The sequence below is a fragment of the Rhizobium sophorae genome, assembly GCF_013087515.1.
In the GTDB taxonomy this organism is placed as follows: domain Bacteria; phylum Pseudomonadota; class Alphaproteobacteria; order Rhizobiales; family Rhizobiaceae; genus Rhizobium; species Rhizobium sophorae.
Genome location: NZ_JABFCN010000046.1, coordinates 126,112 through 144,680, shown reverse-complemented (window position 1 = coordinate 144,680; position 18,569 = coordinate 126,112). Strand labels below are relative to the sequence as shown.

Here is an 18,569-nt window from a genome sequence, read left to right as displayed (position 1 = left end):
GCCTCACCGAAGCTTCAGCGTCGAAAGGCCGAGCATCGCAAGGCCGACGGCGACGATCCAGAAGCGGATCACCACCTGGCTCTCGGTCCAGCCCTTCTTCTCGAAGTGATGATGGATCGGCGCCATCAGGAAGACACGCCGGCCGGTCATCTTGAAGAAGCCGACCTGGATGATGACCGACAGCGTCTCGATGACGAAGAGGCCGCCGATGATTGCCATGACGATCTCGTGCTTGGTGGCGACGGCGACGGTGCCGATCGTGCCGCCGAGTGCCAGCGACCCCGTGTCGCCCATGAAGATGGCGGCCGGCGGCGCGTTGAACCAGAGAAAGCCGAGGCCGGCGCCGATGACGGCGCCAAGCACGACGGCGAGTTCGCCGGTGCCGGGCACGAAATTGATCTGCAGGTAGTTCGCAAATACCACGTTGCCGGCGAGATAGGCGATGACGCCGAAGGAGGCGGCGGCGATCATCACAGGCACGATCGCAAGCCCGTCGAGACCGTCAGTCAGATTGACGGCATTGCCGGCGCCGACGATGACGAAGCCGCCGAAGACGACGAACATGATGCCGATATTGATCATGAAGTCTTTGAAGAAGGGAAAAGCGATCGAGGAGCCGAAGGTCGAGCCGGCAATCCCCGAGGCAAGGGCGGTGCGCATCATGAAATAGACGGCGATGCCGGCGATGACGAATTCGATACCGAGACGAGCCTTGCCGGAAAAGCCCATGTGGCTCTGCTTCGTAACCTTGAGATAATCGTCGTAGAAGCCGATCGCACCGAAGCCCAGCGTCACCAGCAATGTGGCGACGACATAGACATTGGAAAGATCGGCCCAGAGCAGCGACGCGCCGACGATGCCGGCAAGGATCATCAGCCCGCCCATGGTCGGCGTGCCGGCCTTCTTGAAATGAGTCTGCGGCCCGTCGGCGCGGATCGGCTGGCCCTTGCCCTGCCGGATGCGCAGCGAATTGATGATGGTCGGCCCGAACAGGAAGACGATCAGTGCTGAGGTGAAGAGAGCAGCCCCCGTGCGGAAGGTAATATATCTGAACAGGTTCAGAAATTTAAAATATTCCGACAGTTCGACAAGCCAGATCAGCATTCAGGGCCCCTTGGTTACCCGATCAAAATTCGCGTTGCGTGTCGACAAATGGCGGGAACTTGTCAAGGAGCGCGGCGACGATCTTGCCGAAACCGATGCCCAGAGACGATTTCACCATCAACACGTCGCCTGGCGCGACCGAGTTCAATACATAGTCCGTCAATTCGTCCGTATTCTCGCGATATTCGACATGGACGCTTTCCGGCAACGATTCCTTGAGCGCAGCCATCTCGGCTCCTGCGAGCCAGACATGTTCGATGCCGGCAGCAAGCAGCGGCACGGCAAGGTCGGTATGGACCTTCTGCGCATAGTCGCCCATCTCAAGCATGTCGCCGAGCACGGCGATACGGCGTCCGCGGCCGGTCGGCTCGGAGGCCGCCAGCAGCGCGATCGCCGCGCGCATCGAGGCCGGATTGGCATTGTAGCTTTCGTCGATCAGCGTGAAGCTGCCGCCGCCGATGACAAGCCGGTGGCGTTTGCCTCTGCCCTTTTCCGGCCTCAGCGTCGCAAGCGCTTCGATCGCCTTCTGCATATCGGCGCCGACGATCCTGACGACGCCGAGCGCTGCGAGCGCATTCTCGGCGATATGGCGGCCCGGAGCGCCGAGCGCGACCTCCAGCGTCTCGCCGCCGATCGTCAGCCACAGCGTCGAATTCTCGTCGGAACCATTGAATTCTGCGAGCCGGAATTCGGCCTTGGCATGCTGGCCGAAGGAATGGATATGCTCGATGCCGAGCGACTGCGCCGTGCGGTCGAGGAAATTGAACTGGTCGTTGTCGCGGTTGAGCACGACATGGCCGCGGGGTTCGAGCCCCTCGAAGATCTCGGCCTTGGCGGCGGCGATTTCCTTGATGTTCTTGAAATTTCCGAGATGGGCCGGCGCGATCGTCGTGATGATTGCGACGTCGGGACGGATCATCGTCACCAGCGGCCGGATCTCACCGGGATGGTTCATTCCGACTTCGAAAACGCCGTAATCCGTATCCTCAGGCATGCGTGCCAGCGTCAGCGGCACACCCCAATGATTGTTGAAGGAGGCGACGGAGGCGTGCACCTTGCCGGAGGGCGACAGCACATGCCGCAGCATTTCCTTGGTGGTCGTCTTTCCCACCGATCCCGTCACCGCGATGATCCGGGCCCGCGAGCGCTCGCGTGAGGCAAGGCCGAGCCGGCCAAGTGCCGCGAGCACGTCTTCCACGACGATCATTGGCACAGTCAGGCGGCCCATGGCGGGAAGCCTCGCCTCGCTGACGACCAGAAGGGAAGCGCCGTTCGCCATCGCCATCGAGGCGTAGTCGTGACCGTCGACGCGGTCACCCTTGATCGCGAAGAAAGCTTCGCCCGGAGCAATCGAGCGGCTGTCGATGGAAATGCCGGTGATGCCTTCGGGCAGCGTGCCGAAAGGGCGCCCCGCCATCGCTGCGATCATGTCTTCCGTCGTCCAGAGCCAGCTCAAGATTTCAACTCCTCCAAGGCCTTGCGCACCTCTGCATGATCGGAAAATGGCAGGGTGACGCTGCCGATCGTCTGCCCTTCCTCATGCCCCTTGCCGGCGACGATCAGCGTATCGCCGGATCTCAGCATGCCGACTGCCTCGCGGATCGCCGTGGCGCGATCGGCGATTTCCGTGGCGCAGCTTGCTGCCGCCATGATCTCCGCCCGGATCGAGGCCGGTTCCTCCGAACGCGGATTATCGTCGGTGACGATAACGACGTCAGCAAGTCGGCAGGCGATCTCGCCCATGATCGACCGTTTGCCGCGGTCACGGTCGCCGCCGCAGCCGAAGACGACGATGACGCGGCCGGTGGTGAAGGGTCTGACCGAGCCCAGCACGTTTTCCAGCGCATCCGGCTTGTGGGCGTAGTCGACATAGGCAAGAGCGCCGTCTTTCGTATGGCCGACGAGTTCGAGACGGCCGGACGCGCCGACGAGCTTCTCGAGCGCGGCCATCGCAACCTTCGCCTCAACGCCCGTCGACATGGCAAGTCCTGCGGCGACCAGCGCGTTGGCCACCTGAAAATCGCCGGCCAGCGGAATGTCCACCTCGAAGATCTCGCCGCCGATATGGATCTCGGCCATCTGCTTGTGGCGGAAGTGCTCGACGCGCTTCAACGAGAGGTAATCACCCTTTCGCCCGACGGTACGAATGTCGTGACCGGCATCGGTCGCGGCCTTGATCGCCTGCGGCGACCACGGATCGTCGGCGAATATCACCGCCGGCGACCCCTTTGGCAACAACGTATCGAAAAGCCGCATCTTGGCGGCCATGTAGGCCTCGACGGTCGGATGATAATCCATGTGGTCGCGGCCGAGATTGGTGAAGGCGGCGGCGGCAAGCCTGACGCCATCAAGTCGGCACTGGTCGAGACCGTGGCTCGACGCCTCCATGGCGGCATGTGTCACGCCTTCTCCGGCAAGTTCCGCCAGCAGCTGATGCAGCGACACCGGATCGGGCGTCGTCAACGAGCCATACTCGTTGCGCGTCGGCGAGACGACGCCCGTCGTGCCGATCATCGCGGCCGCGTGGCCGGCATGCGCCCAGATCTGCCGGGTGAAAGAAGCGACGGAGGTTTTGCCCGCGGTGCCGGTGACGGCGACCATGGTGTCGGGCTGCCTGCCGTGAAAACGCGCGGCGGCGATGGAAAGGAAACGGCGCGGCTCCTTGACCGCAAGCACGGGGATCGAAGCATCGACGGCTTGGGAGGCGATCGCGACGGCAGCGCCGCGGCCGGCGGCATCCGCGATAAAGCCGGCGCCATCAGCCCTGGTGCCGGCGACCGCGACGAAGATATTGCCCGGAGCCACGTTGCGGCTATCCGAAGACAGGCCTGAAATATCAAGCAGGCCTGCCGGGCCTTCCAGCTGTGCTTCAAGTTCCGGAAACTGATCTCCGGCCAGGTCTCGCAATTTCATCGAATGCACTTTTCTCTCTTGAAGCCGGTTCACCCCTCGCGAATCGGCGTCGATATTCATTCACACTCAATAAGACACCAGCAAGGCCGATCCGCCCTCCCCGAATTTCGGCTCGATGCCGAGAATAGGGGCCGCACGCCTGATGATCTCGCGGGCGATCGGGCCGGCGGTACCGGCGGAGATCGTTCCGCCATAGGCTTTCTCGCCGGTCTTCGGCTCGTCGCAGAAAGTGATCACGGCATATCTGGGATCGTTCATGGGGAATGCGGCGATGAAAGAGTTGAAATTCAGGGTTGCCGAATAGCGCCCGTTCACCACCTTGTCGGCCGTGCCCGTCTTGCTACCGACGGAAAAGCCCGGCACTCGGGCGACGCGACCGGACCCCTTGTAGCCGTTGAAGTCGAGGAGATAGCGGATCTCGTCGCTGGTTGACTTCTTGATCACCTGCGTGGCGATCTCATCGGCCTGTTCGCGTGTGCGCGGCAGGAATGTCGGCTGGATCAGCTTGCCGCCGTTGACGAGAGCGGCAGCCGCCACCCCTGTCTGCAGCGCCGTCGTCGAGACGCCATGGCCGAAGGAAATCGTGATCGAATTGATCTTCTTCCAGACGCGCGGCTGGCTCGGCATCTTCACTTCGGGCAGCTCGGTCTGCATCTTCGTCAGCAGGCCGAACTTGGTGAGATAGTCCTTCTGCGCGTCGATGCCGACGATGTCGATGACACGCGCCGTACCGATATTCGAAGAATACTGGAAAATCTCGGGAACGGTCAGCCAGCGGCGCTGCCCGTGAAAATCGTGGATGGTGAAGCCGCCGATATAGATCGATTTGCTGGCATCGAAACTGTCGGTCATCTTCACCTTGCCGCTATCGAGCGCCATGGCCAGCGAAAAGGTCTTGAAGGTCGAGCCCATTTCGAAGGTGCCGTTGGTCATCCGGTTGAGCCAACCCTCCTTGGCGCCTTCCTGCGGATCGTTCGGATCGAAATCCGGCGCCGATGCCATCGCCAGCACTTCTCCCGTATGCACATCGATGACCGCGGCACCGGCGCCTTTGGCCTGGAAGTTGTTGACGGCGTTGACGACCGCGTCCCGAACGATGTTCTGCACGCGCAGGTCGATCGAAAGGCGCACCGGCTCGAGCGGCTGGTCGCTGGTCATGCCGACGGAGGCGAGATCGGCAAGCCCCTGGTCGTCGATAAATTTCTCCATGCCGGCGACACCGCGGTTGTCGATGTTGACGTAACCGAGGATATGCGCGGCGGTCGCCCCGCCCGGATAGAAGCGGCGCTTCTCCGGCCGGAAGCCGATGCCGGGAATGCCGAGCGCCAAGATCTGGCTCTGCTGCTTCGGCGTCAGTTGCCGGCGCAGCCAGGCGAAATGCGAGGTTTTGACCGAGAGCTTCTTATAAGTGTCCCTGACGTCGAGCTCGGGCAGCACCGTTGCAAGCTTCTCGACCGCCTCGTCGGCGTCGACGATCTTGTTCGGTTCGGCAAACAGCGAGACGGTGCGGATGTCGGTCGCCAGCACCTCGCCGTTGCGGTCGAGAATGTCGGGGCGCGAGGCCATCAGCCGGTCGGGCGGCAGGATGCTGGAGACGACCTCCTGATCCTTCATCGCATATTCGACGAGACGACCGCCGATGACGGCGTAGACACCCATGAAGCCAAGGATCAGCAAGCCGACGCGGCTTTTTGCCTGCCCTGATTTCTTCTTGCGCGATCCCTCGATCGCCAGGCCGGCGGGGGAAGGACCGCCGAACCGGTTATAGACGCCGGCGGAGAAATGCGCCTGGCTCTTCAAAACCATGATGCGGGAGAGAAACGACATTATTCCACCGACCCCGTTTCGATCTCGTCTGCCTCATCCTCCGCCCCGCCATCGAGCGTCACTGCGCCGTGCGGCTCCACTGCGCCGCGCGGCGCGGGCGTCGGAACGGGCTGCCCTTTGCCGGCCGCGCCCTTGGCGCCCGCCCCGGCCGCGCCATTGGCTTTGGCCTCCATCACGTCGGGCACGGGAACCTCGGATTTCAGCATCGGCAATTCCTTGGCATGCACGAGCGCCGTCGATTCCGTCGGCTGCAGCTTCAATTCTTCATTATACGCCTTGACCAGCCGCTCCAGCCGGTTCGGCTGCGATTGCAGCGCCCAGTCGGCCTTGAGAAGGTCGATCGTGTCTTTCTCAAGCTTGATCTCGGCTTCGAGGCGATGAACCTCCTCGAGTTTCAATTCGGCGCGGTGCTTGATCGTGTAGGTCACGGCGGCGGTGGCCGTCATGACGCCGATAAGCACGAGATCGAACGTTTTCAGCATATCAACCTCCAAGCTTTCCGAGACTGGCAAGATTGGGAAACCCGAACAGCGACATATCCGCGGCTTCGGCGGCGGCGTCCGTCCTCAGGCCGGCGCGCAGCTTGGCTGAGCGGGCGCGCGGATTGATCTCGGCCTCCGCCTCACTTGCCGAAACCATCGGCTTGCCGATCGCCGCAAAGGTTGCCGCCCGCTCATGCGCGATCGGCAGATGCCGCGAACCCGACGCCTTGCCGGCGCGATCGGAAAAGAATTTCTTGACGATGCGGTCTTCGAGCGAATGAAAGGTGACGACGACAAGCCGACCGCCTGGCTTCAGTACCGTTTCCGCCGCAAACAGCGCCTGCGCCAGTTCGCCGAGTTCGTCGTTGACGAAGATACGCAATGCCTGGAAGACGCGCGTTGCCGGATGGATCTTGTCCTTCATCTTGCGCGGCGTGACGAGCTCGATGAGACCGGCGAGATCTCGTGTCGTTTCAAACGGCTTTTCGGCGCGGCGCTTCTCGATCGCATGGGCGATGCGCGGCGCCTGGCTTTCTTCGCCGAGAAAATGGAAGATGCGGATGAGATCGGCGACCTTGGCGCGGTTGACGACATCGGCGGCCGAAACGCCTTCGGCCGACATGCGCATGTCGAGCGGCCCGCTCTTCTGGAAGGAGAAGCCGCGCTCGGCCTCGTCGATCTGCATGGAGGAGACGCCGATATCGAGCACGACGCCGTCGAGCCCACCTTGCGGCGCATGATCGGCAAGATGCGAGAATTGCGAATGAACGAGCCTGAGACGACCACCATGGGCGGCAACCATCGCTTGGCCAGCCGCAATTGCAGTCGGATCGCGATCGAGCGCGATCACCTCAGCGCCGGCAGCAAGGATGGCTGAACTGTAACCGCCCGCACCGAATGTACCGTCGAGGATGAGTTTGCCGGGCGCGGGCGCCAATGCCTCAATGACTTCGTCGAGAAGAACAGGAATGTGACGAACCGGTCCGCCACCGGCATCAGTTGAACCTCCGCCAGGATTCGCCACCATTCCGTTCCCTCGTTCTTTCAGGAACGCTTGCCCGCCAGCTTGCGCTCCCCTCGTGCCTGCGCCTGTGCGGCCACAAAAGCCTGCGGCTGCCAAAGCTGAAAATGATCCGCCCGACCGACGAAGGTCACTTCGTCCGAGATGCCGGTAAAGCCACGAATGAAATCCGTGACCATCAGCCGCCCCTCGGCGTCGAGCTTCATGAAGACCCCGCCCCCATGAATGAGAAGCGACATCTCGTTCGCATCCGGCGAAAACGGATCCTCCGCAGCAATCTGCCGTTCGAACCTTTCGAGAAGATCCGGACCGCCGATGCTGATCGCCGGAAACACAAAGTCCTGGAAGCAATAGAGCTCCTGGACGTTGCGTTGCGCCAGCACGGAACGAAAAGCCGATGGCACGGAAACCCTGCCCTTGGCATCGATCCTGTTGGTCGCGTTCGAAAGGAAGCGGCTCATGACACGAAACATCCGTTCCCGCAGGGATCCGGACGACCAAAAGACGCCCGAAACTCCCGATATCAGGCACAGCTTCGCAAGCCGGATGAGCGAAAACTCCTCCGACGCTTCCGGAGAGGAAGACGCCTTTGCTTTGCGATGAATGGGCAAGTGATTGCCCTGGTGCAGTGCGCATTTGGGATAGCATGGGACCATATGGGCGTCAATGGGATACGCCTATTTTGCAATAGACGCATGATCAAAAATTTATAAGCCGTTAAGTTTAACAAAGGGTTAGCATCGCCACCTTACAAACGACACGCATTGGTGGCTATGGAAGAAAAATCCATCCGGGGATGCATGAACATCCGCTTGAAAACAGTCGGTTTCAGCGACTTACGCTGAAAATCCGGCTGCCGAGCCGTTAAGATGATAATCGCCAGTTGGCCTGTAAGCCGGGTTCTGTATGGCTCCGGCGTGAACCGGAACGTGGCAGCCATTCCTCTGGGACAGCGTTCGCACGCTGCCTCACGCAACCCACCCGGATGACTGGCCTGGAAACCAGCCGGAAGGCCTTGCGGCCCCCCGCGTCATCCCTATTCGGTCTTGCTCCCGGTGGGGTTTACCGTGCCATTTCCGTTGCCGGAAATGCGGTGGGCTCTTACCCCACCCTTTCACCCTTACCTGTCATGACAGGCGGTTTGCTTTCTGTGGCACTTTCCCTGAGGTCGCCCTCGCCGGACGTTATCCGGCACCGTGTTTCCGTGGAGCCCGGACTTTCCTCACCCTACCACCTTTCGGCATTGGTAAAGCGCGGCTGCCCAGCCAACTGGCAGGGCTCCCATAAACGAGAGAGATCGTAATTGCTATCGAAATAAATGATATCGCTCAGAGCAATTCCAGCAAAACTGCGTAGCGGTTTTGCCCCCCGGAATTGCGTAAGAACAAATAAAGGGCGCACTTCCGTAATTCGGAGAAAAACGGAAATACTCTAGCGAAATTGCGGTGTGAAATCCGTCGAGTAGCCTTGTTGGCTGATTCCGCCTGACAAAAGCAGCTCGGCCCCAAGCCGGCCGATTTCGTCTGAACTCTTGGCCGACGTGCCGGCGCAGCCCGCCAGCACTGCGATCTCGGGCGATGAGCTATAGCCGATCATCGGGTAGCCGCTTTCCGTATGCGACACGACGCAGGCGGCCGTCGAAATCGAAAGCGGCACCATATCGGGCACAAGACCTTCAACGATGCGTTTGAGATGCGCGCGCACCGTATCGCGCCCCTCGGTCTTGAACCAAGCGCGCATTTCCGTGTCGTCGCTGAGCGCCAGATCGTCAGGATCGCCGCCGATCTTCAGGTAGAATTTGCCGTCGGGATACCGGATCGGCGGCAGCAGGTAGATATCGATGCCGGGCGCCCTGAGAATGAGCGACGGCATCGCGGCCAGGCGCGCCGCGTCGGCATCGCTTACCTCGAAAAGCGTCACGGTCCGGGCATAAACCGTCATCGCAATAGGCTGCGGCAACAGATTCTTCGCAATAGAAAATCCGCCTGCTGCCAGCAGCACCTTTTCAGCACGATGGGTCAGGCCACCGGCCGTCTCGACGACAGCCGATCCACCTTCGCTGCGGATCGAAACGACATGATCGCGAATGACCGTGGCGCCTGCCTTTTCCGCCAGCAGCGATTGGGCTTTCACAAGCTTGCGCGGACTGATGTGGCCGGCCCCCCTCGCCTCGAAGACACCCGCGCCCCCATCGGGAAAGGCGAAGAAGGGAAAGGCGGCTTTCAGCCCCGGCTCGTCGAGCAGGCTGGTCTCGACGCCGAGCGAAACAGCCGCCCTTCGGGTTTTCTCGAGATAATCGCCCCCGGTCGGCGCTACGACGACGCAGCCGACCTCGCGATAGAAATCGATGCCGCTGTCGCGGGCGATCTCGCCATAGCGGCTGATCGAGCGGTTGGCGAGCATCGCCCAGTTGCGGTCGGGATCGATGGTACGGGTGATGCGCCCCTCGTCGTAATGACTGGCGAAGACGCCCTTATGCGCCTTGCGGTCATCAGGCTCGTCCGGGCCAATCACCGCGACACCGTCCGCTTGGCGCGCCAGGTGCCGCGCCGCCGCTGCCCCCATCAGCCCGCGGCCGACGACGATATATCTGAAATCGACTGCCATAATGTCCTCTCAAGCGAAAACGGGTGTCAGTTCACGGCCGAAATCCTCATCCCCGAGCCGCCCTTCCGCCAGCACCACGGCTCCGAGGCGCCCGAGTTCGTCGGAAGATTTGGCCGCAACGAAATTGCCGCCGGTCAGCACCGCGATGCGCGGCGACTGCGTAAATCCGGCATAGGGATAACCGGTCGGCGTGAAATTCGCCACGCAGGGCGCCGAGGTGACCGGGCAGCCGGCAAGCCCCGGCATCAGCTGCAGGGCGACACGCGAGAGATGATCGCGCTCGGCGGCATTGCCGTCGGAACGGAACCACGCGCCGGCATCCTCCAACTGGTTAAAGGAAAGCGCCTCGGTGTCGCCACCGAGTTTCAAATAGGTCTTGCCGTCGGGATAACGCACCGGCGGCAGGATATAGATATGATCCTCCTCTCGGTCACCGAGCACGATCGTCGACGGCATATCGCCGAAGATCGCCATCTCGCGTTCACCGATCTCGTAGAAGGCGACCGTTCGCGCCATGACCCTGATATCGACAGGACGCGGCAGCAAGGCATGGAAATTACTGAAACCGCCGGCGGCGACCAGCACGCGCTCGGCACTATAGCTTTTGTCGCCAGCCATCACCTCGACATGGGAGCCCGCATCGCGCACCGATGTCGCGGTCGCCTCGACCAGCGAGACGCCGCCCTGTTCGGCAAGCTTGGCCTGCGCACGCACCAGCGCCCGCGGGTTGATGTGGCCGGCGCGCGTGCGTTCGAAATATCCTGTGAAATCAGGATCGACGTGAAGATAGGGAAAACGTCCGCCGAGTTCCGACGGTGCGATGGTCTCGATATCGCTGCCGAGCGTCCGGCTGACCGTCAGCGCCCTTTCGATATAATCCTGCTCGCCCTTCTCAGGAACGGCAAAGAGGCAGCCGACCTCCGAATAGAAGGAGATGCCGCTCCTTGCCTCGATCTCGCGGTAGCGGTCAAGCGAGCAGGCAGCGAAGGTTCCCCAGGCAAGATTGCCGTCGAAGGTGCGGGTGATGCGCGCTTCGTCGTAATGGCTGGCGAAGACGCCGTGATGGGCCTTGCGCTCCTCCGGCTCACGCGGGCCGATCAGTGCGATACCGTCGGCCATCGAGGAGAGATGCCGTGCGGCGGCTGCACCCATCATGCCGCGTCCGATGATGATGAACCTGAAATCGACTGCCATATCCCACCTCGCTAAATTCCAGCGATACCATGGCAATCATCTTGAATCATCCAGCTCTGGTTGGGGATAAGCGCTTCGGGCTCAGAGCATTGCCAGAACCTTGCCGCAATAGGACTTGGACACCGGGTTCATGCGCGTGGCGCCATGACCGGCATTGTATTTGAGGATGGTGTTGCAGGTCTCGCCACCACCGAGATCATGGGCGGCAGCCAGATATTTCATGCCGTACTTGATGTTGGTTTCCGGATCGAACAGGCCCTTGGCGCTGCCGGAATAGCCCATCATGCGGGCAGTTGCTGGCTTTATCTGCATCAGGCCGATTTCACCGTGGCTGCCGCGCGCATTCGGATTGAAATTGCTTTCGATGCGGATGACCGCGGTCGCAAGCGCAACCGGCACCTCATATTGGCTCGCATATTTGCTGATCAGTGCGGAATAGGAATTGCCGGAAACATTGGCGACGGGATAACCGCTCTGGCGCTCGACCGTCTTCAGCGGGCGTTCCGCCGTCTTGAGCGGACGCTTCGCGGGCTTGAACGAACGCTCCGCTTTCTTCAACGGACGCTCAGTCTTCTTCGAAGGACGCTCGACTTTCTTCACCGGCGCATCAGCTCGCACACCCCAATCATTCGCAAAGGCAAAGCTATTTCCGGCCAGCACCATGCCAACGCATGTTGCAGCAACAACAATCAGTTTTCTCATGTAGTCTTGAACACTCCGACCCAAAGAATTACCGGACCGCGCGCCTCGCTGTCATAGTGAATACCAGATCAAGGACAGATCAGGATTCGCGGTAATTCTTATCGTTTCACATAGCGCCCGTGGTTTAACTCGAAAACAACCCCGAGCCCCGCTTGGCGACGTTCTTAGACCATCGCAATGAGGAGATAATAGGGAAATGATGTGGCAGGCCGAATTTCGCGCTGCAGTGCGAAATTCGGCGTTTCACTAATTGTCGAGGAATCAGGAATAACGCGGCAAAGCCGACAGCAGCCGGTGCAACGTGTCGATCGTCGAGAAATCGGCGATGCCATCTATCCGTTCGGGCCGAAAATGGCGCTGGAAAGCTTCGACGTCACCAGCCATTTTTTCCGAGAATTCGCCTGTGATTTCAGTGCCGTAACCATAAAGCGACAGCATCGACTGCAACGCTTCCACAGGTTGGCCGGTATCGCCGCGCTGGAAGAAGCGCCCGCCGGTGATCGTTGCCGGCTCGACCCAGTGCCCAATGCCCGCTTGGTGGAGCGCGGCCCAGGGAAATTTCTCGCCCGGATCGACCTTGCGGATCGGAGCAACATCGGAATGCCCGAGGACCCGTTCAGGCGTGATCGACCAACGTTTGACACAGTCGCGACACAATTCGATCACCGCGGCGATCTGCTCTTTCGGATAATCAGGAAGCCCGCCCGGATGGCCGGCATTGGCGATCTCGATGCCGATCGACAGCGAATTGATATCGGTCTCGCCGTGCCAGCTGCTTTTTCCCGCATGCCAGGCACGCCGCATTTCCGGCACGAGCTGCACGACCTCGCCATTCTCATGCACGAAATAATGGCTGGAAACCTGGCTTTCGGCGCGACAGAGCCAGTCGAGCGCACCATCTGCCGTCGGCATGCCGGTATAGTGCAATAGGATCATGTCGGGACGGCGCCCGTCCGCCCGTTCGCCATGGTTCGGTGAAGGCTGCACGCGGGCGCTTCTGCAGTCGGCCTCGAAAGAGGTCATGCGGCGCGGCGTTCCTTCTCGATGGCTTCGTAGGCCGCGTTCAGCGCCGCCATGCGCTCGTTGGCGATCACATGAAATTCCTTCGGCACGCCGCGCGAGATCAGCCGGTCGGGATGATGTTCGCTGACGAGGCCGTGGTAGCGGCGGCGGATGGTCGGGAAATCGTCCGAAGGCGACACGCCGAGCACCTTGTAGGGATCGCCGCCGGACGAGACATGGCGGGCGGCGATCTGCTCGAAGCGGGTCTCGCTCATCTGGAAGATCTCGCCGATATGGCCCAGGAAATTCAGTTCCTTCTCGTGGATCAGCCCATCGGCCTTGGCGATGTGGAAGAGGCCGTCGAGCACGTCTTCCAGCACCGGGCAATTGGCCGCACAGGTAACGCAGAGCGTAGAAAGCCGTTCGGCATAGGCTTCGTAGCCGGCGACGTCCTGCCGCGCGAGGTTGTAAAGCCTGGCGACGTTCTTGGCCTGATCCTCCGGGAATTCGAAGATTTCGCGGAAGGCTTGGACCTCCTTTTCGCTGACGATGCCATCGGCCTTGGCCATCTTGGCCGACAGCGCGATGATCGCGACCGAGAAAGCCACCTTACGCCGGGTCTCGGGATCGCCTTCAAAAACCGTCCGGATAGCCTCGACCACCGCAGACAGCGCATTGCCTGCGGTATTGCCAATGGCATTCAACAGTTTTTCCCAGAAGGACATCGAAAATCTCACACACGTGTCAACTATAGAGAAACAGCTTGACCAAAGAATCGCAGCCTTTGCAAGGCGACTATTCGTCGTAGAGCCGAACACAGTTTTCACGATTTGGTAATTGTCGCACCGCAGCAAACGATTCATCCCGACCGCTTTCATCTCGCGTGAGGGCATGGACGGCGGTCGCCGGCATTGCCCGGGCACGTGGATTCCGGAGCGCGCGGCGGAAATTTCCAAGGGCAGTTCCCGGCACGCAGACCGGGTTGAAACGATTATATCAGCACTTCGCGTAGCCTTTGCGGTCCAACACGGCAGAAACGCGCATTTTTCGTAAATTCTTTACTTTACAGGGCCCTTTCCCTGCCGCATCCATGCGCTAGCTAACGCTGCCGCACCGAAACACCGTAGGAGGGATCATGGCCAAACAGAAAGTCGCAATGCTGACCGCCGGAGGCCTGGCGCCCTGTCTTTCGTCCGCCGTCGGCGGCCTCATCGAACGCTATAGCGACGTCGCGCCCGAGCTCGAAATCGTCGCCTACAAGTCGGGCTACCAGGGTGTGCTCCTCGGCGACAGCATCGAGATCACCCGCGCGATGCGCGAAAAGGCGCCGCTGCTGCACCGCTACGGCGGCTCGCCGATCGGCAACAGCCGCGTCAAGCTCACCAATGCCGCCGACTGCGTCAAGCGTGGCCTGGTCAAGGAAGGCGAGAACCCGCTGCGGGTCGCCGCCGAACGCCTCGCCAATGACGGCATCACCATTCTCCACACGATCGGCGGCGACGACACCAACACCACGGCCGCCGACCTAGCCGCCTACCTCGCCGCCAACGGCTACAATCTCACCGTCGTCGGCCTGCCGAAGACTGTCGACAATGACGTCGTGCCGATCCGCCAGTCGCTCGGCGCCTGGACGGCCGCCGAAGTCGGCGCGCATTTCTTCGACAATGTCGGCAACGAGCAGACGGCCGCCCCCCGCACCCTCGTCATCCATGAAGTCATGGGCCGCCATTGCGGCTGGCTGACGGCCGCCACCGCCCGCGCCTATCTGCAGCGTACCAGCCGCAACCAGTATGTCGACGGCCTGATGATGGACGCGCATCTGAAGAGCATCGACGCCGTCTATCTGCCTGAGATGGCCTTCGACCTCGACGCCGAGGCCGCCCGCCTGAAGGAAAGCATGGACCGCAACGGCCACGCCACGGTCTTCGTCTCGGAAGGTGCCTGCCTCGATGCCATCGTCGCCGAGCGCGAAGCCGCCGGCGAGACCGTCAAGCGCGATGCTTTCGGCCATGTGAAGATCGACACGATCAATGTCGGCGCCTGGTTCCAGAAGCAGTTCGCCAATCTGCTCGACGCCGAGCGTTCCCTGGTGCAGAAATCAGGCTATTTCGCCCGCTCGGCGCCGGCCAACGGCGACGATCTCAGGCTGATCCAGAGCATGGTCGATCTCGCCGTCGAAAGCGCGCTCAATAAAGTCTCCGGCGTCACCGGCCATGATGAAGGCCAGAACGGTAAATTGCGCACTATAGAATTCCCGCGTATCAAGGGCGGCAAGGCTTTTGACCTTTCGACGGCATGGTTTGCCGAAGTCATGGACAATATAGGCCAGAAATACAAAGAAGCGTGATTGACGGATGGTTAATATGATGTCTTTGCTTGTTCCCGAGGAATAGGAGGAGACACCATGTCACTTGAAGCTTGGCTCGCTTTTGCGGCCGCATCCGCCATCATGCTGGCCATACCGGGGCCGACGATACTGCTCGTCGTTTCCTATGCGCTCGGTCATGGGCGCAGGACGGCGTTCGCGACGGTGGGCGGCGTGGCGCTTGGTGACTTCACGGCGATGACGGCTTCTCTCTTCGGTCTCGGCGCCGTCCTGGCGGCTTCCGCGACCCTCTTCACCGTCTTGAAGTGGATCGGCGGCGCCTACCTGATCTGGCTGGGAATCAAGCTCTGGCGGGCTCCCATCATCGGCGAACCGGTTGCCGACAACGACAACCTGCCGGAGGAGAAGTCGCTAAGGATCTTCCTCCACGCCTATGTCGTCACCGCCCTCAATCCGAAGAGCATCATCTTCTTCGTCGCCTTCGTGCCGCAGTTTCTCAATCCGGCCCTGCCCTTCGTTGGGCAGATGGCGATCATGGAAGCGACCTTCCTCGTGCTGGCGATCCTCAACGCTTCCACCTACGCCTTTCTCGCCCACAGCGCACGCGGGCTGATTCGCAAGGCGAGCATCCAGCGCGCCGTAAACCGAACCGGAGGCACTCTGCTGATCGCTGCAGGCGCCGTAACGGCCGGGTATCGCCGTATTGCAGCGTAGAAATATTCCGAAATATTCCGTGGTTGCCGGAATGCCACGAATAGGTTAATGGGGTCACCAGGGCTTAGGCTTTTGGTAACTTTTATACGCTGCCGGGGCGGCGCGATTTCACGAAAGTGGCGGAATGGTAGCGATCGGATTATCCGGCTTGAAACGCAGTCTTGTCGTCTCGACGATACTCTGCGGCGTGATGACGGGATGTACGAGCGTCGAATACACATCGCAGGCCGAACTGACAGCCGCCCAGACCGTGGTGCCGATGCCGAAACCCGGCGAAGATGCAACACTTGCCGCGATCCCGACAGCCGAAGGCGCTGTCGGTCAGGCGGTTGCAGGCGCCATCATTCCCCAGGCATCCCCCTCCCTGACCGCAACGGCGATGCCGGCCGTGACAGCTTCTCAGCCTGGCGATCTTAGCATGCAGCCGGCAGCCTATGCCCAGATCCCGCTGACGCCCGAGATGACGGCGATCCAGTCCGTCGTGCCGACGCCGCGTCCGGGAACCCCGGCACAGCCAACGACGCAGCTTGCCTTTGCCGCGACACCGCAAAACAGCGCGCTTGCAGCACTAGCCGCCGTCGATACCACGCCGCGCGCCAGCATGGACTATGGTTTCGACGAATCCGGGCCGATCGATCCGCCGACCGCACCCCCGATGTTCAGCGACGACGACAAAGACGATGCGCCGACCGTCGAGAAGAGCTTTGTCACCAAGCTCATCCAGAAATATTCGAAAATCTACGAAATTCCCGAGACCCTGCTCCATCGCGTCGTCCATCGCGAGAGCCGCTATAATGCGAAGGCCTACAACAAGCGCGGCTATTTCGGCCTGATGCAGATCAAGTACAACACCGCCAAGTCCATGGGCTACGACGGTGCCCCCGGCGGCCTCTTCGATGCCGAGACCAACATCAAATATGCCGCGAAATATCTGCGCGGCGCCTGGCTCGTCTCCGACAGTAGGGAAGATGATGCCGTCCGCCTCTATGCGCGCGGCTATTATTACGACGCCAAGCGCAAGGGCATGACCGATATCGCCCAAGGTAACTATTGAAACCTGGTCATTGCTGAAACTACAGCGTCCGTGGAATACGCAGTAGTGATAACGGCTGAAAAAGCCCCGGCCTATGGCTGCGGCTGGGTCTGCCCCTGTGATCCGGCTTGCTGTTGCTGCTCTCCCGGTTGCGGCAATGCCGCCAGGATCGCCTTGAGAAGCACCTGCGGCTGGTAGTCGAACCAACTCGGCGTCAGGCCAAGCCTGACGACCACCAGATTTGCCGAAGGCACGATCGCTACGCTCTGCCCATCGTGCCCCGTCAGCCAAAACGTATCCTCAGGCAGCCCGGCCCCAGCGCTCGAGCCGCGGCCGGGTGCCAGCCAGGCCTGGCCCTGCGAATACCGCCCGTTCGAAGCCGCCGTCGGGGTGCGCATGGCGCCGACAAACCCCTCCGGCAACAGTCGCTGGCCGTTCCACACGCCATCCTGCAGCAGGAACTGCCCGAAGCGCGCCCAGTCATGCGCCGTCGCATAAAGATAGGAGCTTCCCGCGAACGTGCCGCGCGCATCGAGTTCGAACACGGCGCTCGTCATGCCGAGCGGCGAAAACAACGCGTCGTGCGGATAGGAAAAAGCCGCCTGAGCATTGCCGACCCTGTCCATCCAGATGCGCGAGAGCAGCACGGCCGTGCCGCTCGAATAGCGGAAGCGTTGGCCGGGTGCTGCCTCCATCGGCGCATTGGCCGGCAGCGATACCATGTCGGGATCGAGATAGAGCATGCGCGTCACATCGGCGACGTCGCCATAGTTCTCGTTGAAGGCAAGGCCGCTCTCCATGCCGAGTAGATCGGAAACCTTGATCTTGGCACGCGCATCGTTCTTCCACTGCGCCAGCAGGTTATCATCGTCGAAGGAGATCCTGCCGCCGAGCATCAGCCGGCCGAGGATCGTCGCATTCACTGTCTTCGTCATCGACCAGCCGATCAGCGGCGTCTTCGCCGAGAAGCCGCGGCCGTAGGCTTCGGCGACGATGCGGCCATTGCGCACCACCACGATGGCCCGCATTGCCGGGCCGGCAAGACCAGGATCGGCCAGCAGCGCGGCGATCTTCCCGTCCGCCGGATTGCCGGTCCCCTCGCCCTCCGGCCACAAGGCGTCGCTTACTTCCATTTTGGCCGGCGCATCGAAGGGCACCGCCTTCGCCGCCGCCTCGAAATTGCCGTCCGGCACGCTCGTGCAGCCGAAAGCACCGCGATAGAGCGCGTAACTCGGCGCAAACAGCCCCATGAAGCGCGCCGTCACATGGTCGTTGTCGCGGTCGACGTTGACGCGCACCAGCCGCAACAGCGGATTTCCGGGCGCCTGGACATCGTCATAGAGCACATCCTCGGCCTGCCGGCCGGCGATGAAGACATTCGAACAGACGATCTTGGCGGCATAACCGTCGCCGACACGCAGCAGTTCCGGCGGCTGGATGAAAAGCCAGCCGCCGGCGACGAAGACGACGAGAACGACAAGGAGAGCAAGCGCTTTCAGGATACGCAGGACAAATCGCATGACATTCCTCCATGCCGGGAGAGAAGCAGGAATCGCACGCGCCGAAAAGGGGTCGGAGCGAAGAAGGTCCGTCGTCCCGATCACTTTCCCAGGAGAGGCATCCCGGTCGCTCTCCCGAGGAGGC

The 18,569-nt window shown here is 61.4% G+C and carries 16 protein-coding genes and 1 other RNA gene; 3 read left to right on the top strand and 14 right to left on the bottom strand.

Translation table 11 applies throughout. From position 1 onward, the window contains the following. Positions 1-3: 3 nt before the first annotated feature. The 13 genes from mraY to G9X64_RS24955 all read right to left on the bottom strand — a co-directional run bounded on the left by mraY (position 4) and on the right by G9X64_RS24955 (position 13,577). Positions 4-1,104 (bottom strand): phospho-N-acetylmuramoyl-pentapeptide-transferase, encoded by a 1,101-nt coding sequence (gene mraY / locus G9X64_RS25015; protein WP_003541415.1) that lies wholly within the window; start codon positions 1,102-1,104, stop codon positions 4-6. Positions 1,105-1,126: 22 nt separating this feature from the next. After that, positions 1,127-2,560 carry a UDP-N-acetylmuramoylalanyl-D-glutamyl-2,6-diaminopimelate--D-alanyl-D-alanine ligase gene (locus G9X64_RS25010; protein ID WP_171377576.1) on the bottom strand — a complete coding sequence of 478 codons (1,434 nt, stop codon included), beginning with the start codon at positions 2,558-2,560 and terminating at the stop codon, positions 1,127-1,129. Continuing rightward, positions 2,557-4,077 carry a UDP-N-acetylmuramoyl-L-alanyl-D-glutamate--2,6-diaminopimelate ligase gene (locus tag G9X64_RS25005; RefSeq protein ID WP_171377575.1) on the bottom strand — a complete coding sequence of 507 codons (1,521 nt, stop codon included), beginning with the start codon at positions 4,075-4,077 and terminating at the stop codon, positions 2,557-2,559. The genes G9X64_RS25010 and G9X64_RS25005 overlap by 4 nt, the downstream gene beginning before the upstream one ends. Before the next feature lie 6 nt (positions 4,078-4,083). Then, a complete protein-coding gene (locus tag G9X64_RS25000; RefSeq protein ID WP_168309975.1) occupies positions 4,084-5,844 on the bottom strand; it encodes a peptidoglycan D,D-transpeptidase FtsI family protein in 1,761 nt (586 codons plus the stop codon). Further along, entirely contained in the window at positions 5,844-6,326 is a 483-nt protein-coding gene (ftsL, locus tag G9X64_RS24995) for a cell division protein FtsL (RefSeq protein WP_171377574.1), read from the bottom strand. The genes G9X64_RS25000 and ftsL overlap by 1 nt, the downstream gene beginning before the upstream one ends. A 1-nt stretch (position 6,327) precedes the next feature. Further along, positions 6,328-7,353, bottom strand: coding sequence for a 16S rRNA (cytosine(1402)-N(4))-methyltransferase RsmH (gene rsmH / locus G9X64_RS24990; RefSeq protein WP_171377573.1), 1,026 nt, complete (start codon positions 7,351-7,353; stop codon positions 6,328-6,330). A gap of 17 nt (positions 7,354-7,370) precedes the next feature. Further along, on the bottom strand, positions 7,371-7,808 hold the full coding sequence (gene mraZ, locus G9X64_RS24985) for a division/cell wall cluster transcriptional repressor MraZ (protein ID WP_025395324.1): 438 nt from the start codon (positions 7,806-7,808) through the stop codon (positions 7,371-7,373). Positions 7,809-8,222: 414 nt separating this feature from the next. Next, an RNA gene (rnpB, locus tag G9X64_RS24980) (RNase P RNA component class A) lies at positions 8,223-8,620 on the bottom strand. A 158-nt stretch (positions 8,621-8,778) separates the two neighbouring features. Continuing rightward, positions 8,779-9,954: an NAD(P)/FAD-dependent oxidoreductase gene (locus G9X64_RS24975; protein WP_168309971.1), complete on the bottom strand. Its 1,176-nt coding sequence runs from the start codon at positions 9,952-9,954 to the stop codon at positions 8,779-8,781. A 9-nt stretch (positions 9,955-9,963) separates the two neighbouring features. Further along, positions 9,964-11,148 (bottom strand): NAD(P)/FAD-dependent oxidoreductase, encoded by a 1,185-nt coding sequence (locus G9X64_RS24970; protein ID WP_171377572.1) that lies wholly within the window; start codon positions 11,146-11,148, stop codon positions 9,964-9,966. An 81-nt stretch (positions 11,149-11,229) separates the two neighbouring features. Then, positions 11,230-11,850, bottom strand: coding sequence for a lytic transglycosylase domain-containing protein (locus G9X64_RS24965; RefSeq protein ID WP_171377571.1), 621 nt, complete (start codon positions 11,848-11,850; stop codon positions 11,230-11,232). A 261-nt stretch (positions 11,851-12,111) separates the two neighbouring features. Next, a complete protein-coding gene (locus G9X64_RS24960) occupies positions 12,112-12,873 on the bottom strand; it encodes an N-acetylmuramoyl-L-alanine amidase (RefSeq protein WP_168309968.1) in 762 nt (253 codons plus the stop codon). After that, positions 12,870-13,577: a J domain-containing protein gene (locus G9X64_RS24955; RefSeq protein WP_129419886.1), complete on the bottom strand. Its 708-nt coding sequence runs from the start codon at positions 13,575-13,577 to the stop codon at positions 12,870-12,872. Before G9X64_RS24955 ends, G9X64_RS24960 begins: the two co-directional genes overlap by 4 nt. 410 nt (positions 13,578-13,987) lie before the next feature. Between G9X64_RS24955 and G9X64_RS24950 the strand changes: the two genes are divergently transcribed. The 3 genes from G9X64_RS24950 to G9X64_RS24940 all read left to right on the top strand — a co-directional run bounded on the left by G9X64_RS24950 (position 13,988) and on the right by G9X64_RS24940 (position 16,946). Beyond that, positions 13,988-15,199 carry a pyrophosphate--fructose-6-phosphate 1-phosphotransferase gene (locus tag G9X64_RS24950; protein WP_171377570.1) on the top strand — a complete coding sequence of 404 codons (1,212 nt, stop codon included), beginning with the start codon at positions 13,988-13,990 and terminating at the stop codon, positions 15,197-15,199. Between the two features lie 57 nt (positions 15,200-15,256). Continuing rightward, positions 15,257-15,892, top strand: coding sequence for a LysE family translocator (locus G9X64_RS24945; protein ID WP_129419878.1), 636 nt, complete (start codon positions 15,257-15,259; stop codon positions 15,890-15,892). Between the two features lie 124 nt (positions 15,893-16,016). Then, positions 16,017-16,946, top strand: coding sequence for a lytic transglycosylase domain-containing protein (locus G9X64_RS24940; protein WP_168309966.1), 930 nt, complete (start codon positions 16,017-16,019; stop codon positions 16,944-16,946). Positions 16,947-17,017: 71 nt separating this feature from the next. Here G9X64_RS24940 and G9X64_RS24935 read toward each other — a convergent pair whose 3' ends face one another. Next, complete coding sequence (locus tag G9X64_RS24935) at positions 17,018-18,445, bottom strand: serine hydrolase domain-containing protein (RefSeq protein WP_171377569.1); 1,428 nt, start codon at positions 18,443-18,445, stop codon at positions 17,018-17,020. Positions 18,446-18,569 lie beyond the last annotated feature (124 nt).

What these genes read in the sequence shown, in the direction of transcription:
- mraY (WP_003541415.1), bottom strand. Translation starts at nt 1,104, where the DNA reads ATGCTGATCTGGCTTGTCGAACTGTCGGAATATTTTAAATTTCTGAAC.
- G9X64_RS25005 (WP_171377575.1), bottom strand. Translation starts at nt 4,077, where the DNA reads ATGAATATCGACGCCGATTCGCGAGGGGTGAACCGGCTTCAAGAGAGA.
- G9X64_RS25000 (WP_168309975.1), bottom strand. Translation starts at nt 5,844, where the DNA reads ATGTCGTTTCTCTCCCGCATCATGGTTTTGAAGAGCCAGGCGCATTTC.
- ftsL (WP_171377574.1), bottom strand. Translation starts at nt 6,326, where the DNA reads ATGCTGAAAACGTTCGATCTCGTGCTTATCGGCGTCATGACGGCCACC.
- rsmH (WP_171377573.1), bottom strand. Translation starts at nt 7,353, where the DNA reads ATGGTGGCGAATCCTGGCGGAGGTTCAACTGATGCCGGTGGCGGACCG.
- mraZ (WP_025395324.1), bottom strand. Translation starts at nt 7,808, where the DNA reads ATGAGCCGCTTCCTTTCGAACGCGACCAACAGGATCGATGCCAAGGGC.
- G9X64_RS24975 (WP_168309971.1), bottom strand. Translation starts at nt 9,954, where the DNA reads ATGGCAGTCGATTTCAGATATATCGTCGTCGGCCGCGGGCTGATGGGG.
- G9X64_RS24970 (WP_171377572.1), bottom strand. Translation starts at nt 11,148, where the DNA reads ATGGCAGTCGATTTCAGGTTCATCATCATCGGACGCGGCATGATGGGT.
- G9X64_RS24965 (WP_171377571.1), bottom strand. Translation starts at nt 11,850, where the DNA reads ATGAGAAAACTGATTGTTGTTGCTGCAACATGCGTTGGCATGGTGCTG.
- G9X64_RS24960 (WP_168309968.1), bottom strand. Translation starts at nt 12,873, where the DNA reads ATGACCTCTTTCGAGGCCGACTGCAGAAGCGCCCGCGTGCAGCCTTCA.
- G9X64_RS24955 (WP_129419886.1), bottom strand. Translation starts at nt 13,577, where the DNA reads ATGTCCTTCTGGGAAAAACTGTTGAATGCCATTGGCAATACCGCAGGC.
- G9X64_RS24950 (WP_171377570.1), top strand. Translation starts at nt 13,988, where the DNA reads ATGGCCAAACAGAAAGTCGCAATGCTGACCGCCGGAGGCCTGGCGCCC.
- G9X64_RS24945 (WP_129419878.1), top strand. Translation starts at nt 15,257, where the DNA reads ATGTCACTTGAAGCTTGGCTCGCTTTTGCGGCCGCATCCGCCATCATG.
- G9X64_RS24940 (WP_168309966.1), top strand. Translation starts at nt 16,017, where the DNA reads ATGGTAGCGATCGGATTATCCGGCTTGAAACGCAGTCTTGTCGTCTCG.
- G9X64_RS24935 (WP_171377569.1), bottom strand. Translation starts at nt 18,445, where the DNA reads ATGCGATTTGTCCTGCGTATCCTGAAAGCGCTTGCTCTCCTTGTCGTT.